General features: G+C 63.0%; 20 protein-coding genes and 1 pseudogene. 10 read left to right on the top strand and 11 right to left on the bottom strand.

Annotated features, from left to right (window positions below; translation table 11 throughout):
* Positions 1–86: 86 nt before the first annotated feature.
* The 6 genes from FJ434_RS02785 to FJ434_RS02810 form a co-directional block, all read right to left on the bottom strand.
* The gene (locus tag FJ434_RS02785) at positions 87–431 is read right to left on the bottom strand and encodes a cupin domain-containing protein (protein ID WP_140715155.1); all 345 of its coding nucleotides are present in this window, start codon (positions 429–431) and stop codon (positions 87–89) included.
* A 6-nt stretch (positions 432–437) separates the two neighbouring features.
* Positions 438–1,718, bottom strand: a complete 1,281-nt coding sequence (locus FJ434_RS02790) for an O-acetylhomoserine aminocarboxypropyltransferase (RefSeq protein ID WP_027143622.1) — start codon at positions 1,716–1,718, stop codon at positions 438–440.
* 190 nt (positions 1,719–1,908) lie between these two features.
* Entirely contained in the window at positions 1,909–2,430 is a 522-nt protein-coding gene (locus FJ434_RS02795) for a CoA-binding protein (protein ID WP_140506460.1), read from the bottom strand.
* Complete coding sequence (locus FJ434_RS02800; protein ID WP_140749567.1) at positions 2,427–3,209, bottom strand: AAA family ATPase; 783 nt, start codon at positions 3,207–3,209, stop codon at positions 2,427–2,429. Before FJ434_RS02800 ends, FJ434_RS02795 begins: the two co-directional genes overlap by 4 nt.
* On the bottom strand, positions 3,209–3,631 hold the full coding sequence (locus FJ434_RS02805) for a VOC family protein (RefSeq protein ID WP_027143619.1): 423 nt from the start codon (positions 3,629–3,631) through the stop codon (positions 3,209–3,211). Before FJ434_RS02805 ends, FJ434_RS02800 begins: the two co-directional genes overlap by 1 nt.
* 10 nt (positions 3,632–3,641) lie before the next feature.
* Complete coding sequence (locus FJ434_RS02810) at positions 3,642–4,466, bottom strand: enoyl-CoA hydratase (RefSeq protein WP_140715161.1); 825 nt, start codon at positions 4,464–4,466, stop codon at positions 3,642–3,644.
* Positions 4,467–4,631: 165 nt separating this feature from the next.
* Here FJ434_RS02810 and FJ434_RS02815 point away from each other — a divergent pair, with 165 nt between their 5' ends.
* The 3 genes from FJ434_RS02815 to rpsI all read left to right on the top strand — a co-directional run bounded on the left by FJ434_RS02815 (position 4,632) and on the right by rpsI (position 6,260).
* Positions 4,632–5,096 carry a PaaI family thioesterase gene (locus tag FJ434_RS02815; protein ID WP_140715163.1) on the top strand — a complete coding sequence of 155 codons (465 nt, stop codon included), beginning with the start codon at positions 4,632–4,634 and terminating at the stop codon, positions 5,094–5,096.
* A gap of 215 nt (positions 5,097–5,311) precedes the next feature.
* Positions 5,312–5,776: a 50S ribosomal protein L13 gene (gene rplM, locus FJ434_RS02820; RefSeq protein ID WP_010915638.1), complete on the top strand. Its 465-nt coding sequence runs from the start codon at positions 5,312–5,314 to the stop codon at positions 5,774–5,776.
* A 1-nt stretch (position 5,777) separates the two neighbouring features.
* Entirely contained in the window at positions 5,778–6,260 is a 483-nt protein-coding gene (gene rpsI / locus FJ434_RS02825; RefSeq protein ID WP_010915637.1) for a 30S ribosomal protein S9, read from the top strand.
* Positions 6,261–6,418: 158 nt separating this feature from the next.
* On the opposite strand, the gene FJ434_RS02830 is transcribed toward rpsI, so the two are convergent.
* Positions 6,419–7,474, bottom strand: coding sequence for a glycerophosphodiester phosphodiesterase family protein (locus FJ434_RS02830; RefSeq protein ID WP_140749564.1), 1,056 nt, complete (start codon positions 7,472–7,474; stop codon positions 6,419–6,421).
* Positions 7,475–7,670: 196 nt separating this feature from the next.
* A complete protein-coding gene (locus FJ434_RS02835; protein WP_140749561.1) occupies positions 7,671–8,879 on the bottom strand; it encodes an acyltransferase in 1,209 nt (402 codons plus the stop codon).
* Between the two features lie 123 nt (positions 8,880–9,002).
* Here FJ434_RS02835 and speB point away from each other — a divergent pair, with 123 nt between their 5' ends.
* From speB to FJ434_RS02850, 3 genes are read left to right on the top strand one after another with little or no spacing between them, the layout of a single operon-like run.
* On the top strand, positions 9,003–10,010 hold the full coding sequence (speB, locus tag FJ434_RS02840) for an agmatinase (protein WP_140749558.1): 1,008 nt from the start codon (positions 9,003–9,005) through the stop codon (positions 10,008–10,010).
* A 30-nt stretch (positions 10,011–10,040) separates the two neighbouring features.
* Entirely contained in the window at positions 10,041–10,967 is a 927-nt protein-coding gene (argC, locus tag FJ434_RS02845) for an N-acetyl-gamma-glutamyl-phosphate reductase (RefSeq protein WP_140749555.1), read from the top strand.
* Positions 10,964–11,806 (top strand): aminoglycoside phosphotransferase family protein, encoded by an 843-nt coding sequence (locus FJ434_RS02850; RefSeq protein ID WP_210242179.1) that lies wholly within the window; start codon positions 10,964–10,966, stop codon positions 11,804–11,806. The genes argC and FJ434_RS02850 overlap by 4 nt, the downstream gene beginning before the upstream one ends.
* A gap of 129 nt (positions 11,807–11,935) precedes the next feature.
* Here FJ434_RS02850 and FJ434_RS02855 read toward each other — a convergent pair whose 3' ends face one another.
* Positions 11,936–13,027, bottom strand: coding sequence for a COX15/CtaA family protein (locus FJ434_RS02855; RefSeq protein WP_140715171.1), 1,092 nt, complete (start codon positions 13,025–13,027; stop codon positions 11,936–11,938).
* 152 nt (positions 13,028–13,179) lie between these two features.
* Here FJ434_RS02855 and FJ434_RS02860 point away from each other — a divergent pair, with 152 nt between their 5' ends.
* On the top strand, positions 13,180–13,395 hold the full coding sequence (locus FJ434_RS02860) for a DUF2842 domain-containing protein (protein ID WP_027143610.1): 216 nt from the start codon (positions 13,180–13,182) through the stop codon (positions 13,393–13,395).
* A 23-nt stretch (positions 13,396–13,418) separates the two neighbouring features.
* Here FJ434_RS02860 and FJ434_RS02865 read toward each other — a convergent pair whose 3' ends face one another.
* Positions 13,419–13,619: a hypothetical protein gene (locus tag FJ434_RS02865; protein ID WP_246678313.1), complete on the bottom strand. Its 201-nt coding sequence runs from the start codon at positions 13,617–13,619 to the stop codon at positions 13,419–13,421.
* Between the two features lie 130 nt (positions 13,620–13,749).
* Here FJ434_RS02865 and FJ434_RS02875 point away from each other — a divergent pair, with 130 nt between their 5' ends.
* Positions 13,750–14,166 (top strand): hypothetical protein, encoded by a 417-nt coding sequence (locus FJ434_RS02875; RefSeq protein WP_246678312.1) that lies wholly within the window; start codon positions 13,750–13,752, stop codon positions 14,164–14,166.
* A gap of 24 nt (positions 14,167–14,190) precedes the next feature.
* Here FJ434_RS02875 and FJ434_RS02880 read toward each other — a convergent pair whose 3' ends face one another.
* Complete coding sequence (locus FJ434_RS02880) at positions 14,191–16,401, bottom strand: exopolysaccharide transport family protein (RefSeq protein WP_140749552.1); 2,211 nt, start codon at positions 16,399–16,401, stop codon at positions 14,191–14,193.
* Between the two features lie 252 nt (positions 16,402–16,653).
* Between FJ434_RS02880 and FJ434_RS02885 the strand changes: the two genes are divergently transcribed.
* Together FJ434_RS02885 and FJ434_RS30040 are read left to right on the top strand one after the other, a co-directional pair.
* Complete coding sequence (locus FJ434_RS02885; protein WP_027143601.1) at positions 16,654–17,217, top strand: polysaccharide biosynthesis/export family protein; 564 nt, start codon at positions 16,654–16,656, stop codon at positions 17,215–17,217.
* Positions 17,186–17,317: pseudogene (locus tag FJ434_RS30040) on the top strand (glycosyltransferase family 1 protein); the annotation flags it as partial. The gene FJ434_RS02885 and the pseudogene FJ434_RS30040, both read left to right, overlap by 32 nt.
* Between the last annotated feature and the right edge of the window lie 21 nt (positions 17,318–17,338).

The following is a 17,338-nucleotide window of genomic DNA, read 5'->3' on the forward strand; positions in this document are numbered from 1 at the left end:
GCGATCGCGCTCGCCGTGACGATCCTGTTCGGCTGCATGGCTGACGCCGTGGCCCAGAAGCCGGAGAGTATCCGGCAGCGAGGTGATCAAAGCTTGATCACATACTCCTTGCGAGTCGTTTCAAGCACTTCCCAGCTTCCCCTGAAGCCCGGCCTCAGCACGAAGCTGTCCCCGGCCTTGACGGTGCGCGCTTCCCCACCCTCTTCCGCGATCACCGAGACGCCTGACAGAATGTGGCAGAATTCCCATTCGTCATAGACGATGCGCCATTTGCCAGGGGTCGATTCCCAGATGCCGGCGTAGAGGCCGCCGTCGCGCTCCTCGATGTTCCAGGTGCGGAATTTCGGATCGCCCGAGATCAGGCGATCCGGCGCGGGCGCGCCGGATTCGGGCTCGACGCTCTTGGTGTCGACGGAAAGAAGCGCGGACATATCAGGTCAGACCTTGGCGAGTGCCTGTTCGAGGTCGGCGACAATGTCGGTGACATCCTCGATGCCGATGGACAGCCGCACAGTGTCCGGGCCAGCGCCGGCCTTGACCTTCTGCTCGTCGGAAAGCTGGCGGTGCGTGGTCGATGCCGGGTGGATGACCAGCGACTTGGTGTCGCCGACATTGGCCAGATGCGAGAAGAGCTCGAGTGCTTCGACGAACTTGATGCCGGCCTCGTAGCCGCCCTTGAGGCCGAAGGTAAAGACGGCGCCGGCGCCTTCAGGCGAGTATTTCTTCTGCAACGCATTGTTCTTGTCGCTGGGCAGGCCGGGATAATTCACCCAGGCGACCTTGGGGTGGTTGGACAGCCAGCCGGCGACCGTGATCGCGTTGTCGCAGTGCCGCTGCATGCGCAGCGGCAAGGTTTCGAGGCCGGTGAGGATAAGGAAGGCATTGAACGGCGAGATCGCCGGGCCGAGATCGCGCAGGCCGAGCACGCGGGCGGCGATGGCGAAAGCGAAATTGCCAAAAGTTTCGTGCAGCACGAGGCCGCCATATTCGGGGCGCGGTTCCGACAGCATCGGGTACTTGCCCGACTTCGACCAGTCGAAGGTGCCGCCGTCGACGATGACGCCGCCGATCGAGTTGCCGTGGCCGCCCATGAACTTGGTCAGCGAATGGACGACGATATCGGCGCCGTGCTCGATCGGGCGGATGAGGTAGGGCGAGGCCAACGTGTTGTCGACGATCAGCGGCAGGCCATGTTTGCGGGCGATGTCGCCGATCTTCTCGATATCGACGAAGGTGCCGCCCGGATTGGCCAGGCTCTCGATGAAGATCGCCTTGGTCCTGTCGTCGATCTGGTTCTCGAAGGTCGAGAGATCATTGGTGTCGGCCCAGCGTACCTCCCAACCATAATTCTTGAAGGCATGGCCGAACTGGTTGATCGAACCACCGTAAAGCTTGTTGGCGGCGACGAAATTGTCGCCGGGCTGCATCAGATTGTGGAACACGATGACCTGCGCGGCATGGCCGGATGCAACCGCAAGCGCAGCCGTGCCGCCCTCGAGAGCCGCGACGCGCTCTTCGAGTACTGCCTGGGTGGGATTCATGATGCGGGTGTAGATGTTGCCGAACGCCTTCAGCCCGAACAGCGAAGCGGCGTGGTCGGCGTCATCGAAGACGAAGGAGGTCGTCTGGTAGATCGGCGTGGCGCGCGCGCCGGTGGCCGGATCGGGCTTGGCGCCGGCGTGGACCGCGAGCGTGTTGAAACCGGGCGAACGGGTCACTGAAACCTCCCTTTGAAACTTTTAATTGGCGGGGCATTCTTGGCGAAGCGCGGCCTGGAATGCAAAGAAGAAAATACCTTTCGGCGTGCGATCCGCGATGAACGCATGGGAAACTTAATGGCTTCCCGAAAAAATTTTGCGCACCGGCAGTTGACTGGAATCTTTTGCGGAAAAGCGATCCCGTATCACGTCACTTCTGGCGGACGCCAAAACTCTGGAAGCCCTGGCGCATAAGCGGCTTTTTCGACGACAGGACGCCGGAATTGACGCCGGTCCAGCCGATCTCACCGGAGAGCTTGCCATATTCGATCTTGGGGCAGCGGTTCATCACCACCTTGATGCCGGCGGCTTCGGCGCGGGCGGCTGCCTCGTCATGGCGCACGCCAAGCTGCATCCAGATGACTTTCGGCAAGGGATCGAGCGCCAGCACCTCGTCGACGATACCGGGAACCGCGGCTGCATTGCGGAAGACATCGACCATGTCGATCGGCTCCGGGATGTCGGCCAGCCTGGCATAGGTCATGCGGCCGAGGATTTCCTTGCCGGCCTGGCCGGGATTGATCGGGAACACCGAAAACCCCTTGGCCAGCAGATATTTCAGCACGAAATAGCTCGGCCTGACATCATTGGCCGACGCGCCTACCATGGCGACGGTCTTCACCGCATTGAGGATGCCGCCGATATAGGTGTTGTCGTAGCTATCGTGGTTCATGCCTCGTCCTCATACAACGCCTCAGCGAGAAAACCACCCAGGTCATTGCTGAAATCGCGCAGCATGCGGAAGTGGTCGGTATCACGAAAGTCAGAGGGCTCCAGCCCGAAGCGGCTGATGCGGAACAGTTGCGCGCCGGGACAGGCCATCAGCAGCGGCGAATGGGTCGCCATGATCACTTGCGCTGTGCCCGACCGGTCCATGCGCCGAAGCATCTTCAGCAATTCGATCTGGCGCGTCGGTGAAAGCGCGCTTTCGGGCTCGTCGAGAATATAGATGCCTTGCCTGCGGCAGCGCTCCTCGAAGAAGCGGATGAAGCCTTCGCCATGCGACCAGGACAGGAAATCCGGCGGCGGCGGCTTGAACGGGTCCTCCAGCGCCGCCTGATCGAGATAGCGAGCCACGGAGTAAAAGGATTCAGCACGAAAGAACCAGCCGGCGGTGACTTTTGGCAACCAGTGGCCACGGAATGTGTTCGCCAGTGCGGCGCCACTCTTGTCGATGGCACTGGCATGGTCGACCGGTCGGTAGCCCTTGCCGCCGCCGGCCTCGTCATAGCCGGCCAGCGCGCCGATCGCCTCGAGCAGCGTGGATTTACCGGTGCCGTTCTCGCCGACGATGATGGTGATGGGCGTGGCGAATTCGAGCTCGAACCCGTGGCCGCGAAACAGCGGCAGGTTCCAAGGGTATTTCTCCCAGTCCGTCACGCGCTCCGGGTCGAGCAGAATGCGCTTGAGATACGGTGCCTTGAGCCGTGTCAGCTGCTTGCGATAAGCCATCAATCAGGCAGCGAAATCGTGCCGTCTTCCGCGATCGGGAAGGCCGGATTGTGCGCCACTTCCCAAACATGCCCGTCTGCATCGGCGAAGTACCCATACCAGCCTCCCCAGAAGGCACGGCCGGCCGGCTTGACGATACGCCCGCCGGCCTTCTCGGCCATGGCGAGCACCTCGTCGACTTCGGCGTCCGAGCGGGTGTTGTAGGCGAGATAGACGGCCGAGGGCGCCTGGGCGAAGGTGATGCCCGAATCCTCCTCGGCGCTGGCGCGCGGGAACAGACCGAGGATGGCGCCGCCCATCTGGAAAAAGGCGACACCGTCGGTGATGCCCGCGTGGCGCCTCAGACCCATAGCCTCGTAGAAACGCACGGCGAGATCCAAATTGTCGGTGGCGATGGTGATGATGGAGATGCGCGGTTCCATAATCCTCGTCCTATTCGTCCGTCCACTCCGGCTTGCGTTTGCCGATGAAAGCACCAATGCCCTCTTCCGCGTCCCGCGCGAGCATGTTCTCGACCATGACGCGGCCGGTATAGGCATAGGCATCCGCCAAGCCCATCTCGGCCTGCGCGTAAAAAGCTTCCTTGCCGGTCTTCACCACCAAGGAGGATTTGGAAGCAATGGTTTGGGCGTATTTGGTGACAATCTGATTCAGGTACTCGCGCGGCACGACGCGGTTGACGAGGCCGAATTGCTTCGCCGTTGCGGCGTCGATCGTCTCGCCGGTCAAGAGCATCTCCATCGCCTGCTTGCGCGAGACGTTGCGCGATAGCGCCACCATCGGCGTCGAACAGAACAGGCCGATGTTGACGCCCGGCGTGCAGAAGGTCGCCTCGTGCGAGGCGATCGCAAGGTCGCAACTGGCGACCAGTTGCAGGCCGGCGGCTGTCGCCAGGCCGTCGACCTCGGCGATGACAGGCAGGGGATGGCGCACGATGGTCTGCATCAGCGTCGCGCAAGCGGCAAACGTCTCTTCGAAGAAGGCCTTGCCGCGATCGGCGTCGGCGCGCCGCGCGGTCATTTCCTTGAGGTCGTGGCCGGCGCAGAACACCTTGCCGGCCGCCGACAGCACGATGACGCGAACGGCTTTGTCGGCCTTGGCGCGGTCGAGTTCCGCCGTCAGCGCCGCCATCACAGCCAGCGACAAGGCGTTGGCGGGCGGATTGGCGAGCGTCAGGCGCAGCACGCCCTTATCCAGCCTCGCCGTGACCGGGCCCTCGTCGGCGGCAGCAGGCTTGATAGCAAGGATTTCGGCCATGGATGAGGTCTCGCGATTCCGTTCGTGCTGGCACAGTATCTAATATCGGATCAGCTTTCGTCCAACACCCATTGCTTGCGCCAGGACCGCTTGCGCCGGGATGAAGGTGTTGCCAGAAATGCCGCGCTGCGTTCATACAAGCCTGGCACAAAACGAGAGGCCGACATGCCCGCCCAGAACAATCTCAAGCCCGTGCTGAGCGCAGCGCAAGTCAATGTGCTGATGGAGACCGTCTATCCTCAACTCAACGAACAGTTCAAATATTACGAGGCGATCGACGTGTTCCCAGGCGGCTGCATTGTGCGGCTCAACGCTGGCGAGCGGCACCTGCGTGCTGGCGGAACTGTATCCGGTCCGTCGCTGTTCACGCTGGCCGACATTGGCGGATATGTCTGTGTGCTTTCCCACGCCGGGCCGGACGCGCTTTCTGTTACCGTCAACCTCGACATCAACTTCGTCCGCAAGGCCGAGGCCGGGCCGATCGATGGTCATTGCCGCATCCTGAAGCTGGGAAAGAGCCTGATGGTGTTCGACATCGACATCGTCGCCGGCCCGGATGGACACACGATCGCGCATGCCACGGGGACCTATTCGATCCCGCCGCAGCGCGCCACAGATGTGGTAAAATAATACCTTTCGACCAACGTATTGTTTCTACAGCATTTTCTGCGCCTTAGGACTTTCCCACTGCCTTGACGCAACCACTGCCCTCGCCTATAAGCCCTCACGAAGCAGCGGCCCGCGAAGGCCGCCGTTTTGTTTATTGGCTGGGGACAAACGTCTTTCGCCAATCCAAGCAACAAGAAACGCCTTCCCCGTGAAGGTCAAAACCGAGAGCAGAAAACATGACAACCTTTTCGCAGAAGCCTGCGGATGTGGTGAAGAAGTGGATCCTGATCGACGCCGAGGGTCTCGTCGTCGGCCGTCTTGCCACTGTCATCGCCAATCATCTTCGCGGCAAGCACAAGCCGACCTTCACCCCGCATGTCGACGACGGCGACAATGTCATCGTCATCAATGCCGACAAGGTGGTGTTCACCGGCAAGAAGTTCACCGACAAGGTCTATTACTGGCACACCGGCCACCCCGGCGGCATCAAGGAGCGCACCGCGCGCCAGCTGCTCGAGGGCCGTTTCCCCGAGCGTGTCGTCGAGAAGGCCGTTGAGCGCATGGTTCCGCGTGGTCCGCTCGGCCGTCGCCAGATGAAGAACCTGCGCGTTTATGCAGGCGCGGAACATCCGCATGTCGCCCAGCAGCCAGAAGTCCTCGACGTGGCCAAGCTGAATTCCAAGAACAAGAAGGTCGCATAAGATGGCTGAGCTTTCCTCGCTCGCAGAACTGGGCGCCGCCACCGGCAACACGAACACGCAGGCCGCGGCTCCCGTCCACGTCCAGAAGCTCGACAAGTCGGGCCGCGCCTATGCCACCGGCAAGCGCAAGAACGCCATCGCGCGCGTCTGGGTGAAGCCGGGTTCCGGCAAGATCGTCGTCAATGACAAGGAATTCGCGACCTATTTCGCGCGTCCGGTCCTGCAGATGATCCTCAACCAGCCGATCATCGCCTCCAACCGTTCGGGCCAGTACGACATCGTCGCCACCGTCGTCGGCGGCGGCTTGTCCGGCCAGGCCGGTGCCGTGCGTCACGGCATCTCCAAGGCGCTGACCTACTATGAGCCGGCGCTGCGCGCCGTGCTCAAGAAGGGCGGCTTCCTGACCCGCGACAGCCGCGTCGTCGAGCGCAAGAAGTACGGCAAGGCCAAGGCCCGTCGCTCCTTCCAGTTCTCGAAGCGCTAGGCGTTTCGAACTCCGATATCGAAAAAGGCCGCCTCCGGGCGGCCTTTTTTGCTTTTGGGCTACAGATTTGATTGATCGACAAATTGTGGGACAGCGCCCCTCCGACCTGCCGGGCAACTCTCACGAGAGAGGGAGAGCGGCAGCTTCAGCCGCCACTCCTAATTGATGCTGGCTGTATGCGCCGGTTCTGTCGGCTTCTCGCCGGCATAAGGCACGCGACAACCATTCGCAGCCAGCCAGCCGATCGCTGCTTTCGGTTCGTCGGTCTGGATGATGGTGGCGCCGCGGTCGGCCCAGAAGCCCCAGGCTTCGCGCGGCAGGCTGGCCTGGACCGCCAGTTCATCACCACGGCCGCCAGCGAGGAAGCCGCCCGGTTTGTTGACGATGGCGTAGGTGTCGGCCCAGATATGCCAGTCGCCCCTCACCGCCTCGGCGCGCATGCGGGTGCTGAACAGCGACCCGCCGGTTTCGGTCAACGTCTCGGCGTCCGCCCGCCAGTTGATCAGCTCGATCGCGCGCGGCGCGAAAGCATGGTCGACCGTCGAGGCGAAGCCGGCATCATGCACCGCGTCATCGGCGATGATCGGCATGAACTGGAAGCCATCGCCTGCCGCGGCCATGGCGGCCCTCACCGTGGTGATCCTGTTCTGGTTCCACAGGTTTTCCTTGACGATGACTTGTTCGGCCATGCCGAGATCCCGAGCCACCGCGATCATGCCCGGGAGGTCGCCGACTTCGAGCTTGTTGTCGAGATTGATGAGGATCCTGTCCCTTGTCGTCATCAGCATCTCGCGCAACGTCGAGACGGTCTCGTTGGTGACGGCATGGGTGCCCTCGATCACCAGCCGGCATCTCTTCAGTTCGGCCAGCGTGTAGTTGAGGACCTCGCCCTTGCAGGTGGTCGTGCGGTCCAGCCAGCTGTCATGCATGACGATGAACTCGCCGTCCTTCGAGCGCCGGATATCGACCTCGACAATTTCGGCGCCGACCGCGATCGAGCCTTCCACGGCGGCAAGCGAGTTTTCCGCATAGAGCGTCTTGCCGGCCTGCATGCTGCCGGCGCGATGGGCAGCCACCATGACATGGTCGCGCCACTGGTTGGCATGTTCGAAGCGGTCGAGGATCTGCCTGGCGCGAGTTTCGCCGGCCAAGGCCTGACCGGAGGCGGCCGCCAGCGCGGTGGAAAGCAGAAGGCTCAGCCAGATCGTCCGCATCGAGAATCGCTCCTTGCCGGATCGAGCCGGGATAGGCGACGTCAGTGACATCCAGGTGAACGAAGCCGGCTAAAGCGCGTCGCGTCGAAACGGATTCAGGCGACGCTTTGGATGTTTGTCTTTACGCATGTCGTCTTCCCCAAAACCGAAAGTCACTTTTGGGCGACATGCTGTAGCGGTTGGCCGGCGATGTGGGTCAGATGCGCTTCGACAGCCGGCGGAACCAAGCCATTGCAGGCATTTCGACCAGGCGCCATGTGACCCACGACACGGCGATGGTGGCGGCGAGCATGACGACGATCGCCACAGTCGCTGTCCATCCGGCGCCAAAGCCGGTCGCGGGCTCGCCACGCAGTACTATGTCGCCAATCAAGCCGAGGCCGAGTTTGCGCTCGACGAGCCCGGCGACATTGATCAGGCGCGCCTGGACGAAGATGTGGACCATGTAGATCGAATAGGACAGCGCGCCGAGCTTCAGCATGAACGGCGTCCTGAGCAACGCGCTGATCCAGCCGCCTTCATGGGCGAAGAGAAACAGCGCCAGGGCGAACACCAGGGGCGCGGCAATGCCGGCGTCGTTGTCGCCCGCCAGCGAGACAAAGAGAACGATAACGGCCACCATGACGATTTCGGCAAGAGTCCAGCTCATCCGCGGGCCGTTTGCGAGCAAAACCTGTCGCGCCCCTGCAATGGAATCATGCTGAAACCAGGCCAACAGGGCGCCGGGCGAGAAGCCGTAGAGGCAACGGGTGAAGCCGAAATCATAGGACACATCCATATGATGCGTGGAGAAGCCGAGCAGGAACAGCGGCGCGGCGACGGCGGCGGCGACAAACCATATCCAGGCGCGTGCGCCAGCGACGAAGACCACGCCGGCAAACAGGAGACAGGCAAAAAACCCGGCCGAAATGCTCCAGCTTGGCGCGTTCCACGTCAACCGATCCTCGAAGCCGACACCTTGCAGCAAAAGGAGATTGGCAGCCAAGCTCTTGAGCTCGAAGCCGCAGGTGAAGGGAGCTGCCCCCGTGCCATGCAATTGCGGCAGCACCAGCCGCAACAGCTCGAAGGCGGCAAAGGCGGCAAGCATGACCAGATGCAGCGGGTAGATGCGGCCGAACCGGACCAGCGCAAAGCGGATAACCTCTCCCGGCCGGCCCAGCCGATTGGCATAGCTCGAGGCCATGACAAAGCCGGAAAGGACAAAGAAGAAATCGACGAAAAGATAGGACGAACCGACAAAGCCGCTCTGCGAGATCGCCGAGGCGGTCGGGAAATGAAACAGCGTCACCAACAACGCGCAGATGCCGCGCCACGAATCGAGAACCTGGAAGCGATCGCCGGCGATCGTGCCGGCGTGGGTCGACACCACGGCATCCGACGGATTAAGAAACGCGGTCTGCGTCATGATGATACAAATCCTGTCTTGCCGTGGCACCCGGGCGGCACGGTTTCGTCTCCCCAAGCTGTGACTGGCATCTTCCATGCCGGTTTTGTAGTTGTTGCACCCCGATGAAAACGAGGACCAGTAATGGCGACCAAGAACATCGACCATGCCTTCACCACCCGCTCCAAAACGGGTGGCGCCCTTGAGCCGACCTATTCTGGCGCGCTGTCTTTCATGCGGCGCAAATACACCAAGGACGTGAGGGGCGCGGATGCGGTGGTGTGGGGCATTCCCTTCGACGCCGCCGTCACCAACCGGCCGGGCGCCCGGTTCGGGCCGCAGGCGATCCGCCGCGCCTCGGCGATCCTCGATAACGACCCGCAATACCCGTTTTCACGCGATCTGTTCGAGCACCTCGCCGTGGTCGATTATGGCGACTGCCTGCTCGACTCGGGAAACCATCAGAAGACGCCCGGCACGATCGAGCGCGAGGCGGCCAAGATCCTGAAATCCGGCGCCTTCCTGCTGACGCTCGGCGGCGACCATTTCGTCACCTGGCCGCTGCTCAAGGCGCACGCCGCCATCCACGGGCCGCTCGCCTTGGTGCAGTTCGACGCCCACCAGGACACATGGCCCGATGACGGCAAGCGCATCGATCATGGGTCCTTCGTCGGCCGCGCGGTCAAGAAAGGCATCATCGATCCCGACCGCTCGATCCAGATCGGCATCCGCACCCATGCGCCCGACACGTTCGGCATCAAGATCCTGCACGGTCATGAAATCGAGGAAATGCGCGCCTCCGACATCGCCTATGCCATCGTTGATCGCACCGGGGGCAGGAAGACCTATCTGACCTTCGACATCGACTGCCTCGATCCGGCCTATGCGCCGGGAACCGGCACACCGGTTTCGGGGGGGCCGTCGTCAGCGAAGATCCTGTCGACGCTGCGTCAGCTCAACCAGGTCGATATTGTCGGTGCCGATGTCGTGGAGGTTGCGCCGGCCTATGATCACGCCGATATAACGGCGATCGCCGGTTCGATGGTGGCCATGCAGTATCTCGGCCTGCTGGCGGAACGAAAGGCCCGGCTCGATGAGTTGAACAGCGGCGACCACAATGGCGCCGCGGTCAATCATGGCAACGGCATATAGTTTTGAGATATCAGGGAATTTGATCAGGCAATGAAACCGAAAATCTTCATCGACGGCGAGCACGGCACCACGGGCCTCCAGATCCGGGCGCTGCTTGCCGAGCGCGGCGATCTGGAGATCATTTCCATTCCGGTCGAGCGCCGCAAGGAAACGGCCGCGCGCGCCGAATTCCTCAACGCCGCCGATATCGCGATCCTGTGCTTGCCCGACGATGCGGCCAAGGAAAGCGTCTCGCTGATCGCCAACGACACCACCAAGGTCATCGATGCGTCGACGGCGCATCGCGTGGCCGAAGGCTGGGAATATGGCTTCGCCGAATTGGACAAGGAGCAGGCGAAGAAGATCGCCACGGCCAAGCGCGTCGCCAATCCCGGCTGCTGGCCGCAGGGGCCGATCGCGACGCTCAGGCCATTGGTCACGGCAGGCCTGCTGCCGGCCAATTTCCCGATCTCGGTCAACGGCATTACGGGTTATTCGGGCGGCGGGCGCCCGATGATCGAGGACTACGTCGCCAAGGGCGAGGACGCCTCGGAGTACCTGCCCTATGGCCTGACCCTGCAGCACAAGCACGTGCCGGAATTGAAGGCTTATGCGAAGCTGTCGCACGATCCGATCATGCAGCCGGCGGTGGGCAATTTCGCGCAAGGCATGATCACGGTTGTGCCGTTGCAACTCGGTGGCCTCGACCGCGTACCGACGGGTGCCGAACTTCACGCCGCCATTGCGGACCATTTCGCCGCGATCAAGGGCGGTGTGGTCGAGGTGGCGCCCTATGCGCATCTGGAGCGCGTGCCTGACATCGATCCGGAGGTCTACAACGGCACCAACCGCATGAAGGTCTATGTCTTTGCCAACGACAGCAGAGCTCAGGCGCTGCTGCTGGCGGTCTACGACAATCTCGGCAAGGGTGCTTCCGGTGCAGCCGTCCAGAACATGGACCTGATGCTCGGTCTGTGATGAACGCGCCGGCCTTTCCACCGCGCTGGAAAGTCAGCGAACCCGAACTCATTGCCGAGACCTTTTCGAGCCGCATCTGGAAGGTGCGGCTCGAGGACAGCTCACCAGCCATTGTGAAGGCACTGAAGCCGTTCGACGACGTTGCCGACGAGTTGCGCGGCGAGCATTTCCTTACCTGGCGGCGCGGCGAAGGCGCGGTGCGGCTTCTCGGCCGTGACGGGCATTCCATGCTGCTCGAATATGGCGGGGACACACTTCTGTCGCAGGTTCTCGTCGAACAAGGCGACAATGCAGCGACCGCCATCGCGGCGGATGTGATGGCGAAATTGTTTTCGCCATCTGATCACCCCTACCCGTCCGAGCTTCAGCCGCTCAGGGAGCGGTTCGCCAGCCTCTTCAAGAAAGCCGCAACCGATCGTGGCATCGGTGGTGACAGCCTCTATGTCGAGGCCGGCGCCATCGCGGAACGACTGCTGGCCAATCCGCATGACATCAGGCCGCTGCATGGCGATCTGCATCACGAAAACATCCTGCGAGGACCGCGCGGCTGGCTGGTGATCGATCCGAAGGGCGTGCTCGGTGATCCCGGTTTCGACGCCGCCAACATGTTCTACAATCCGCTCGACCGCGATGCACTTTGCCTCGCCCCGGAGCGGATCGCGCATATGGCCGAGGTCTTTTCCCGGACGCTGGGGCAATCACCGGCGGCAATACTGGACCATGCCATCGCCTATGGTTGTCTGTCCGCGTCCTGGCATCATGAGGACGACAATGCGGTCGAGGAGAACCGCGAACTGTCGATCGCCGCGGCGATCCGGGCAGTGCGGGCGCGTTTCTGATCCCGGGGAAGAGCCGAAGCGAGCGCTTGTTGACCATGATCGGTTACGGACCTGTCCTGGCTCCTCACCAAGGATTTGTCATGCTCAGGGCGACGCAGTCGAATGAATTCTGGATGTGACTGGCCGCACTCAGCGTCCGACGGCAACCTCGTTGGGCAAGGGATAAGCGCCCTTGGTGCCGCGCCAATGCGCGGCGGCAAAGCCCAGCACGACGAGCGCAAAGGCCTGATGGGTCAGGGCCATATGCAGGGGCACCTGCATCAACAGCGTACCGATACCGATCGAAGCCTGGACCAGCACCAGAACAAACAACAGTGTCGCGCGTCGCGCATGCGTTGAGCCGGGCAGCCGCCGACGCGTGGCGATCATGTGCCAGAGCGCGACGGCAAAGACCGTATAGGCACCCAGCCGGTGAAAGAACTGCACCGTTTTCGGGTTCTCGAAGAAGTTGCGCCACGCCGGCTCGAGGACGAGCAGATCGCCTGGAATGATCCTGCCGTCCATCAGCGGCCACGTGTTGTAGCTCATGCCGGCGTCGAGACCGGCGACCAAGCCGCCGAGATAAATCTGGATCAGCGCCAGAAGCACGATGAAGCCGGCCAGACGCTGCGTCGAGCGATCGGCCGCGGGCTCGGAATGCGGCGCCAGGCCACGCGCGACTACCATGGTCGCGGTGAAGATCAGTGCCGCCAGCGTGAGATGCGTCGCCAGCCTGTACTGGCTCACCGACACCCGGTCGACAAGGCCGGAGGCCACCATCCACCAGCCGATGGCCCCCTGCAGCCCGCCGAGAAACAGAATGCCGACCAGTTTCGGCCCAAGGCCGCGCTCGATACGGCGCGCCGCCCAGAAGACCAGCAGCGGCAGGGCGAAGACCAGGCCGACGCTGCGCGCCAGCAGGCGATGTGCCCATTCCCACCAGAAGATCGACTTGAACGCTTCGACGGTCATTCCCTTGTTGAGCTCGGTATATTGCGGGATCTGCTGATAGCGCTGGAATTCCTCCTGCCACTCGGCGCCGTTGAGCGGCGGGATGACGCCATGGATCGGCTGCCATTCGGTGATCGACAGGCCGGATTCAGTCAACCGCGTGGCGCCGCCAACCAGCACCAGCGCGAACAGCACCAGGAGCACGACGTACAGCCAGCCGCGTACGAGTGCCCGGTTATAGAGGTCGCGGTCGCGGGCCTGATAGGGCGCGGCGGCAGTGATGGCGGCCATGGATATATCCCGGCAGTTTGAATGTCGCGGATTGGTGAACCATCGCACTCCTGCTGGCAAGACCGCGCAGCGCGGCACGCCGTCGCGCCCGGTGTCGCGGGTTGCGCGTGCCTCGCGTTCGGCCTAAGCGATAGCCATCAACGAGGCCAGCCATGCCCATTCGACTGAAAAAACTGATCGGAATGTTCCTGCTATTAGCGCTGGTCATCATCTACGCACTGGTCGCCTCGATCTTCGCGGTCGCCCGCCTGTCGGAATCGGGCGCGCTGGTGCAATTCCTGTTCTTCCTGCTCAGCGGCCTGCTCTGGGTGCTGCCGGCGATGGGCATCATCAAGTGGCTGATGCTGGAGCCACGGGCCAAGCGCTGAGCCCTGCCCGGTCAGGCGGCACGTCAGACAGTGACGAGCATCTTGCCGGCATTGGCGAGCGGCGTCGTCACGCCCGACAGCATGGTGCGTATGCGGGCCAGGCTCTGGTAGCGGCCATTGACCGAAATGTAGCAAGGCCTGCAGGAAGCCGGCATGTTCGGCGCGCAGCACACCATGGCGGTGGTCACGGCGGAGGCATAGCCGGCGTTGCGCGCAAAGCACACTTCGCGGCAGCCAGACAGGCGGCCCCCTTTCCATCGACGACGAACACTAGCCGTCAGAATTTGAGAGCCTCGCGGAGTGCTGGGCCTGCCCTGACGCGCAGATCGAGATCAGCCTCGATGTGGTCGATGCATGGTGACCACGCAGTTGGTGCCCGACATCATGAGATATGACGCACTCTGCTTTCCCGCGTCCCGCCATTCTTTCCTGCAGCGGTGGCTGCAGCCACCGCATCGCGCGCTGGCAGCGATCACGCCACGGGGCGCGGCCGGCTATGCGGTAGCGCGATCCTGCCGCAGCGGCTTCAAGATCGGCCCGCTCTTCGCCGACGATACGCGGACCGCACTGGACCTGCTCGAACACCTGGCGGGCGCCTGCGAAGGAGGAGACCTTCACATCGACGCTCCGGCCAGCAAGGTGGACTTGGTCGCGGCGCTCGAGGCGGCAGGCTTCTCACCGACCTTCACCACCACGCGCATGTACAAAGGCGCGCCAACAAGGCTCGACGCCAACAGGATATTCGGCGTGACGACGCTGGAACTGGGATAGGCCAGGTGCCTTTGAGTGGCTGTTTCAGGCCGCTGAACGCCGCCCCGGCACCGGATTGCCTGGCGGCTCGTGCCCGAGCGGCGTCACCAGCGTCAGATCGGGATAGCCGCTCTCGATCAGCTTGACCGCGGCTTGCGTCACCTCGTCGTCAGGCTCCAGCATGGACAGGAACACCTCGGTGGCCTCGCCGTCCAGACGGCCGATACCTTGCGCATCGGCCGGCCCGCATTCGACCACCACCAGGTCATAGGCTGTCGTCAGCGACTGCATGATGATCGGCAGCCGGTCGGCGGCGCGCATGGCACGGACCGGATCGGCGGTGCCGACGGGAATGACATGGCAGTCTGAATAGAGGTCGGCATGGATCACGTCGCTGAACTGCGCCTGCGACGCCAGCAGATTGGTGATGCCGGGGAAAAGCCCGCTGTCCAGCATCGGCCGCGACGCAGCTCCCGAGGCCGTGAGGTCGAGCAGCAGGACACGCAACCCGGCGTCGGAAACCTCGCGCGCCACCAGGACCGCCGACGCCGCCGCCTCGTCGCCCTCGGGGGAAACGAATATGGCGCGCGCGGCGCCGCTGGCGATGAGCTTCTCGGCGGCCTTTTCGACGTCGATCTCGCCGAGCACGGAGCGCAGCCGCCGGACCTCCACGGTCTCGACCTCGGCGGCGGGCCGCGGCTGCGCCGGTGTTTCCGTGACCGTTTCGGGCCATGATGCCTCGACCGCGCGATTGGCGAACTCGTGGGCGACTGCCGGCTCCGAGCGGGTGGATGGGTCCTGATAAGCGGCTGGCGGCATCGCCACCTCGTCGATCGGTTCAAGCCGGGCACCCCTTGCCGGGCGCATGGCCCGGCCGAAGAATATCTCCCGCAGCAGCGTGAACACCGCCGCCAGCAGAAGGGAAGCCGCGGCGGCTACGCCAACGATCGGCCAGACCTTGGGGAAGTAGGGCTCGGAGGGAACCAAAGCCGGCGACGCGACGCGAGCGTCGACCGGAACATAGTTGCGATCCCGACGCGACGCCGCCTCGCGATAATTGGTCAGGTAAAGTTCGAGCTGCTGGCGCTTGGCGGCGGCATCGCGCTGTAGCGCGTCGAGACCGACCTGCTGCTCGCCGGCCTGTGCCGAAGCAGCTTTGAGCGTGTCGACGTCGGCGACGAGCTGGTTTTCGCGCGCCTTGGCGGCATCGGCCTGCATCGCCAGGCCCTTCATGATCTTCTGGGCTTCGCTGCGGATCTGGGCGTCGAGATCGGCCAGTTGTGATTTGGCCGCGCGAATACGCGGATGATTGTCGAGCAGCGTCGTCGACAGATCGGCGATGTTGGCGCGCAATTCGACCTGCCGCCCGCGCAAATGCTGGATCAGGTCGGAAGACAGCACTTCCGGCAGTGAATCCAGCGATCCGCCGCTCTGCAGTGCCTTGCGCACGCTCTCGGCTGTGCCTTCGGCCGAGGCGCGGCTGGCCCGCACTCGCGACAACTCGGTCGACAGCTCGGCCAATTGCTGGGTGGCCAGCGTGGAATTGTTGCCGCCCATCAGGAGGTCCGACTGGGCGCGGTAAGCCGCGACCTTGGCTTCGGCATCCCTGACCTGCTTGGACAGGTCGGCGATCTCGGGTGCCAGGAAGTCCGCAGCGGCGGTGTTCGATTCGCTCTTGGCCGCGCCCTGCCCCGCAATATAGGCGGCGGCAATGGCATCGGGGATGGCGGCGGCAAGCTTCGGATCCTCCGAAGAGAACTCGATGGCAATTATGCCGTTCTTTTCAACGCGGTAGACGTTGAGCTTCTCGCGCATTTTCTTCAGAACACGTTCATCGGCAGGAACATCCATGGGGTCGTTCTTCAACCCGACCAGGACCAGCAGCCGGTTCAATGCCGACATGTCGATCGTCTCGTCGAATTCGTGCAATCGCGACAGGCCGAGTTTCTGGGCGACCTGTTTGAGGATTTCGTTGGACGAAATTATCTGGACCTGGGTGGCAATGCCTTGCTCGTCGAGGATCGGCTTGTCGCTGTCCGGGTTGCTGCTGGCGGGCCGCGTGTAGTCCGATCCGCGCGGGGCGATCTCCACCTGCGTCTGGGCCTTGTAATGCCGGGTCGCGAACGACACGGCCGCGAAGGCAAGTCCCGTTACCACGAGAACGAAGACCAGAATCCGCAGCCAGTTCCGGCCCAGGCTAGCGAAGGACTGCCTGAGATCAACATCGACGTCTGCGGCCGCGGATTGAACGGACATGCATCCCTACTCCGAAACTGGTCGGATGCACCGTAAATAACTATGGTAACTCAGCCGTTAAGATCACGGTAAGCTTCATTAGATTTACCGGCGGGCGACGGCAAAAAATCGATAAAATCGCAAAACCTTGTCTGCTTGATCGCCATTGGCGCGCTCCTTTACCGGCCATTAACCCTAACAGGATGATAACGGACCCGATCCCAGATGTTTGCTGCGACGCCGCAGCGGCCAGTCGAAGGTACCTGTCCGGCCATGCAAAGCACTGCTTCCCTTTTTCGCGCACTGCTTGCCGTATCATTGCTCGCGGGCTGCTCCAGCTACCGGCCGACGCCGGCCGCCTTTCACGAGGTCCTCGACCAGCCCTATCGCCTCGGCGCCGGCGATCGCGTCCGCGTCACCGTGTTCGAGCAGGAGGGCCTGACCAATAGCTACAGCGTCGACCAGTCCGGCTACATCTCCTTCCCGCTCGTCGGCGCCATACCGGCACGTGGCCACACCGCGCAGCAGATGGAAAAGGAGATCGCCGATAAACTGCGGCAGGGCTACCTGCGCGACCCTGACGTCTCGGTGGAGATCGATCGTTACCGGCCGATCTTCGTCATGGGTGAGGTGGGCGCCGCCGGCCAGTATTCCTATGTGCCCGGCCTGACTGTGCAGAAGGCCATCGCCATCGCCGGAGGCTTCACGCCACGCGCCAACCAGGAGAGCGTCGACATCACCCGCGACATCAACGGCAAGGTGATAACGGGCCGCGTGGTCACCTCCGATCCGCTGCTGCCGGGCGATACCGTGTACGTCCGCGAACGCCTGTTCTGAACAGCGTGACGGGCAACTCAGGATCGTCCACCGCTTTCGCTCACCCGTCGGAGCAATTTTCCGGCACGTGCGCGGCCTGACGGAAGCGCGGGTCGTCGCCGTGCTGGAGATACTTGCCGCG

Source organism: Mesorhizobium sp. B2-5-13 (genome assembly GCF_006440535.1).
Lineage (GTDB): Bacteria > Pseudomonadota > Alphaproteobacteria > Rhizobiales > Rhizobiaceae > Mesorhizobium > Mesorhizobium salmacidum.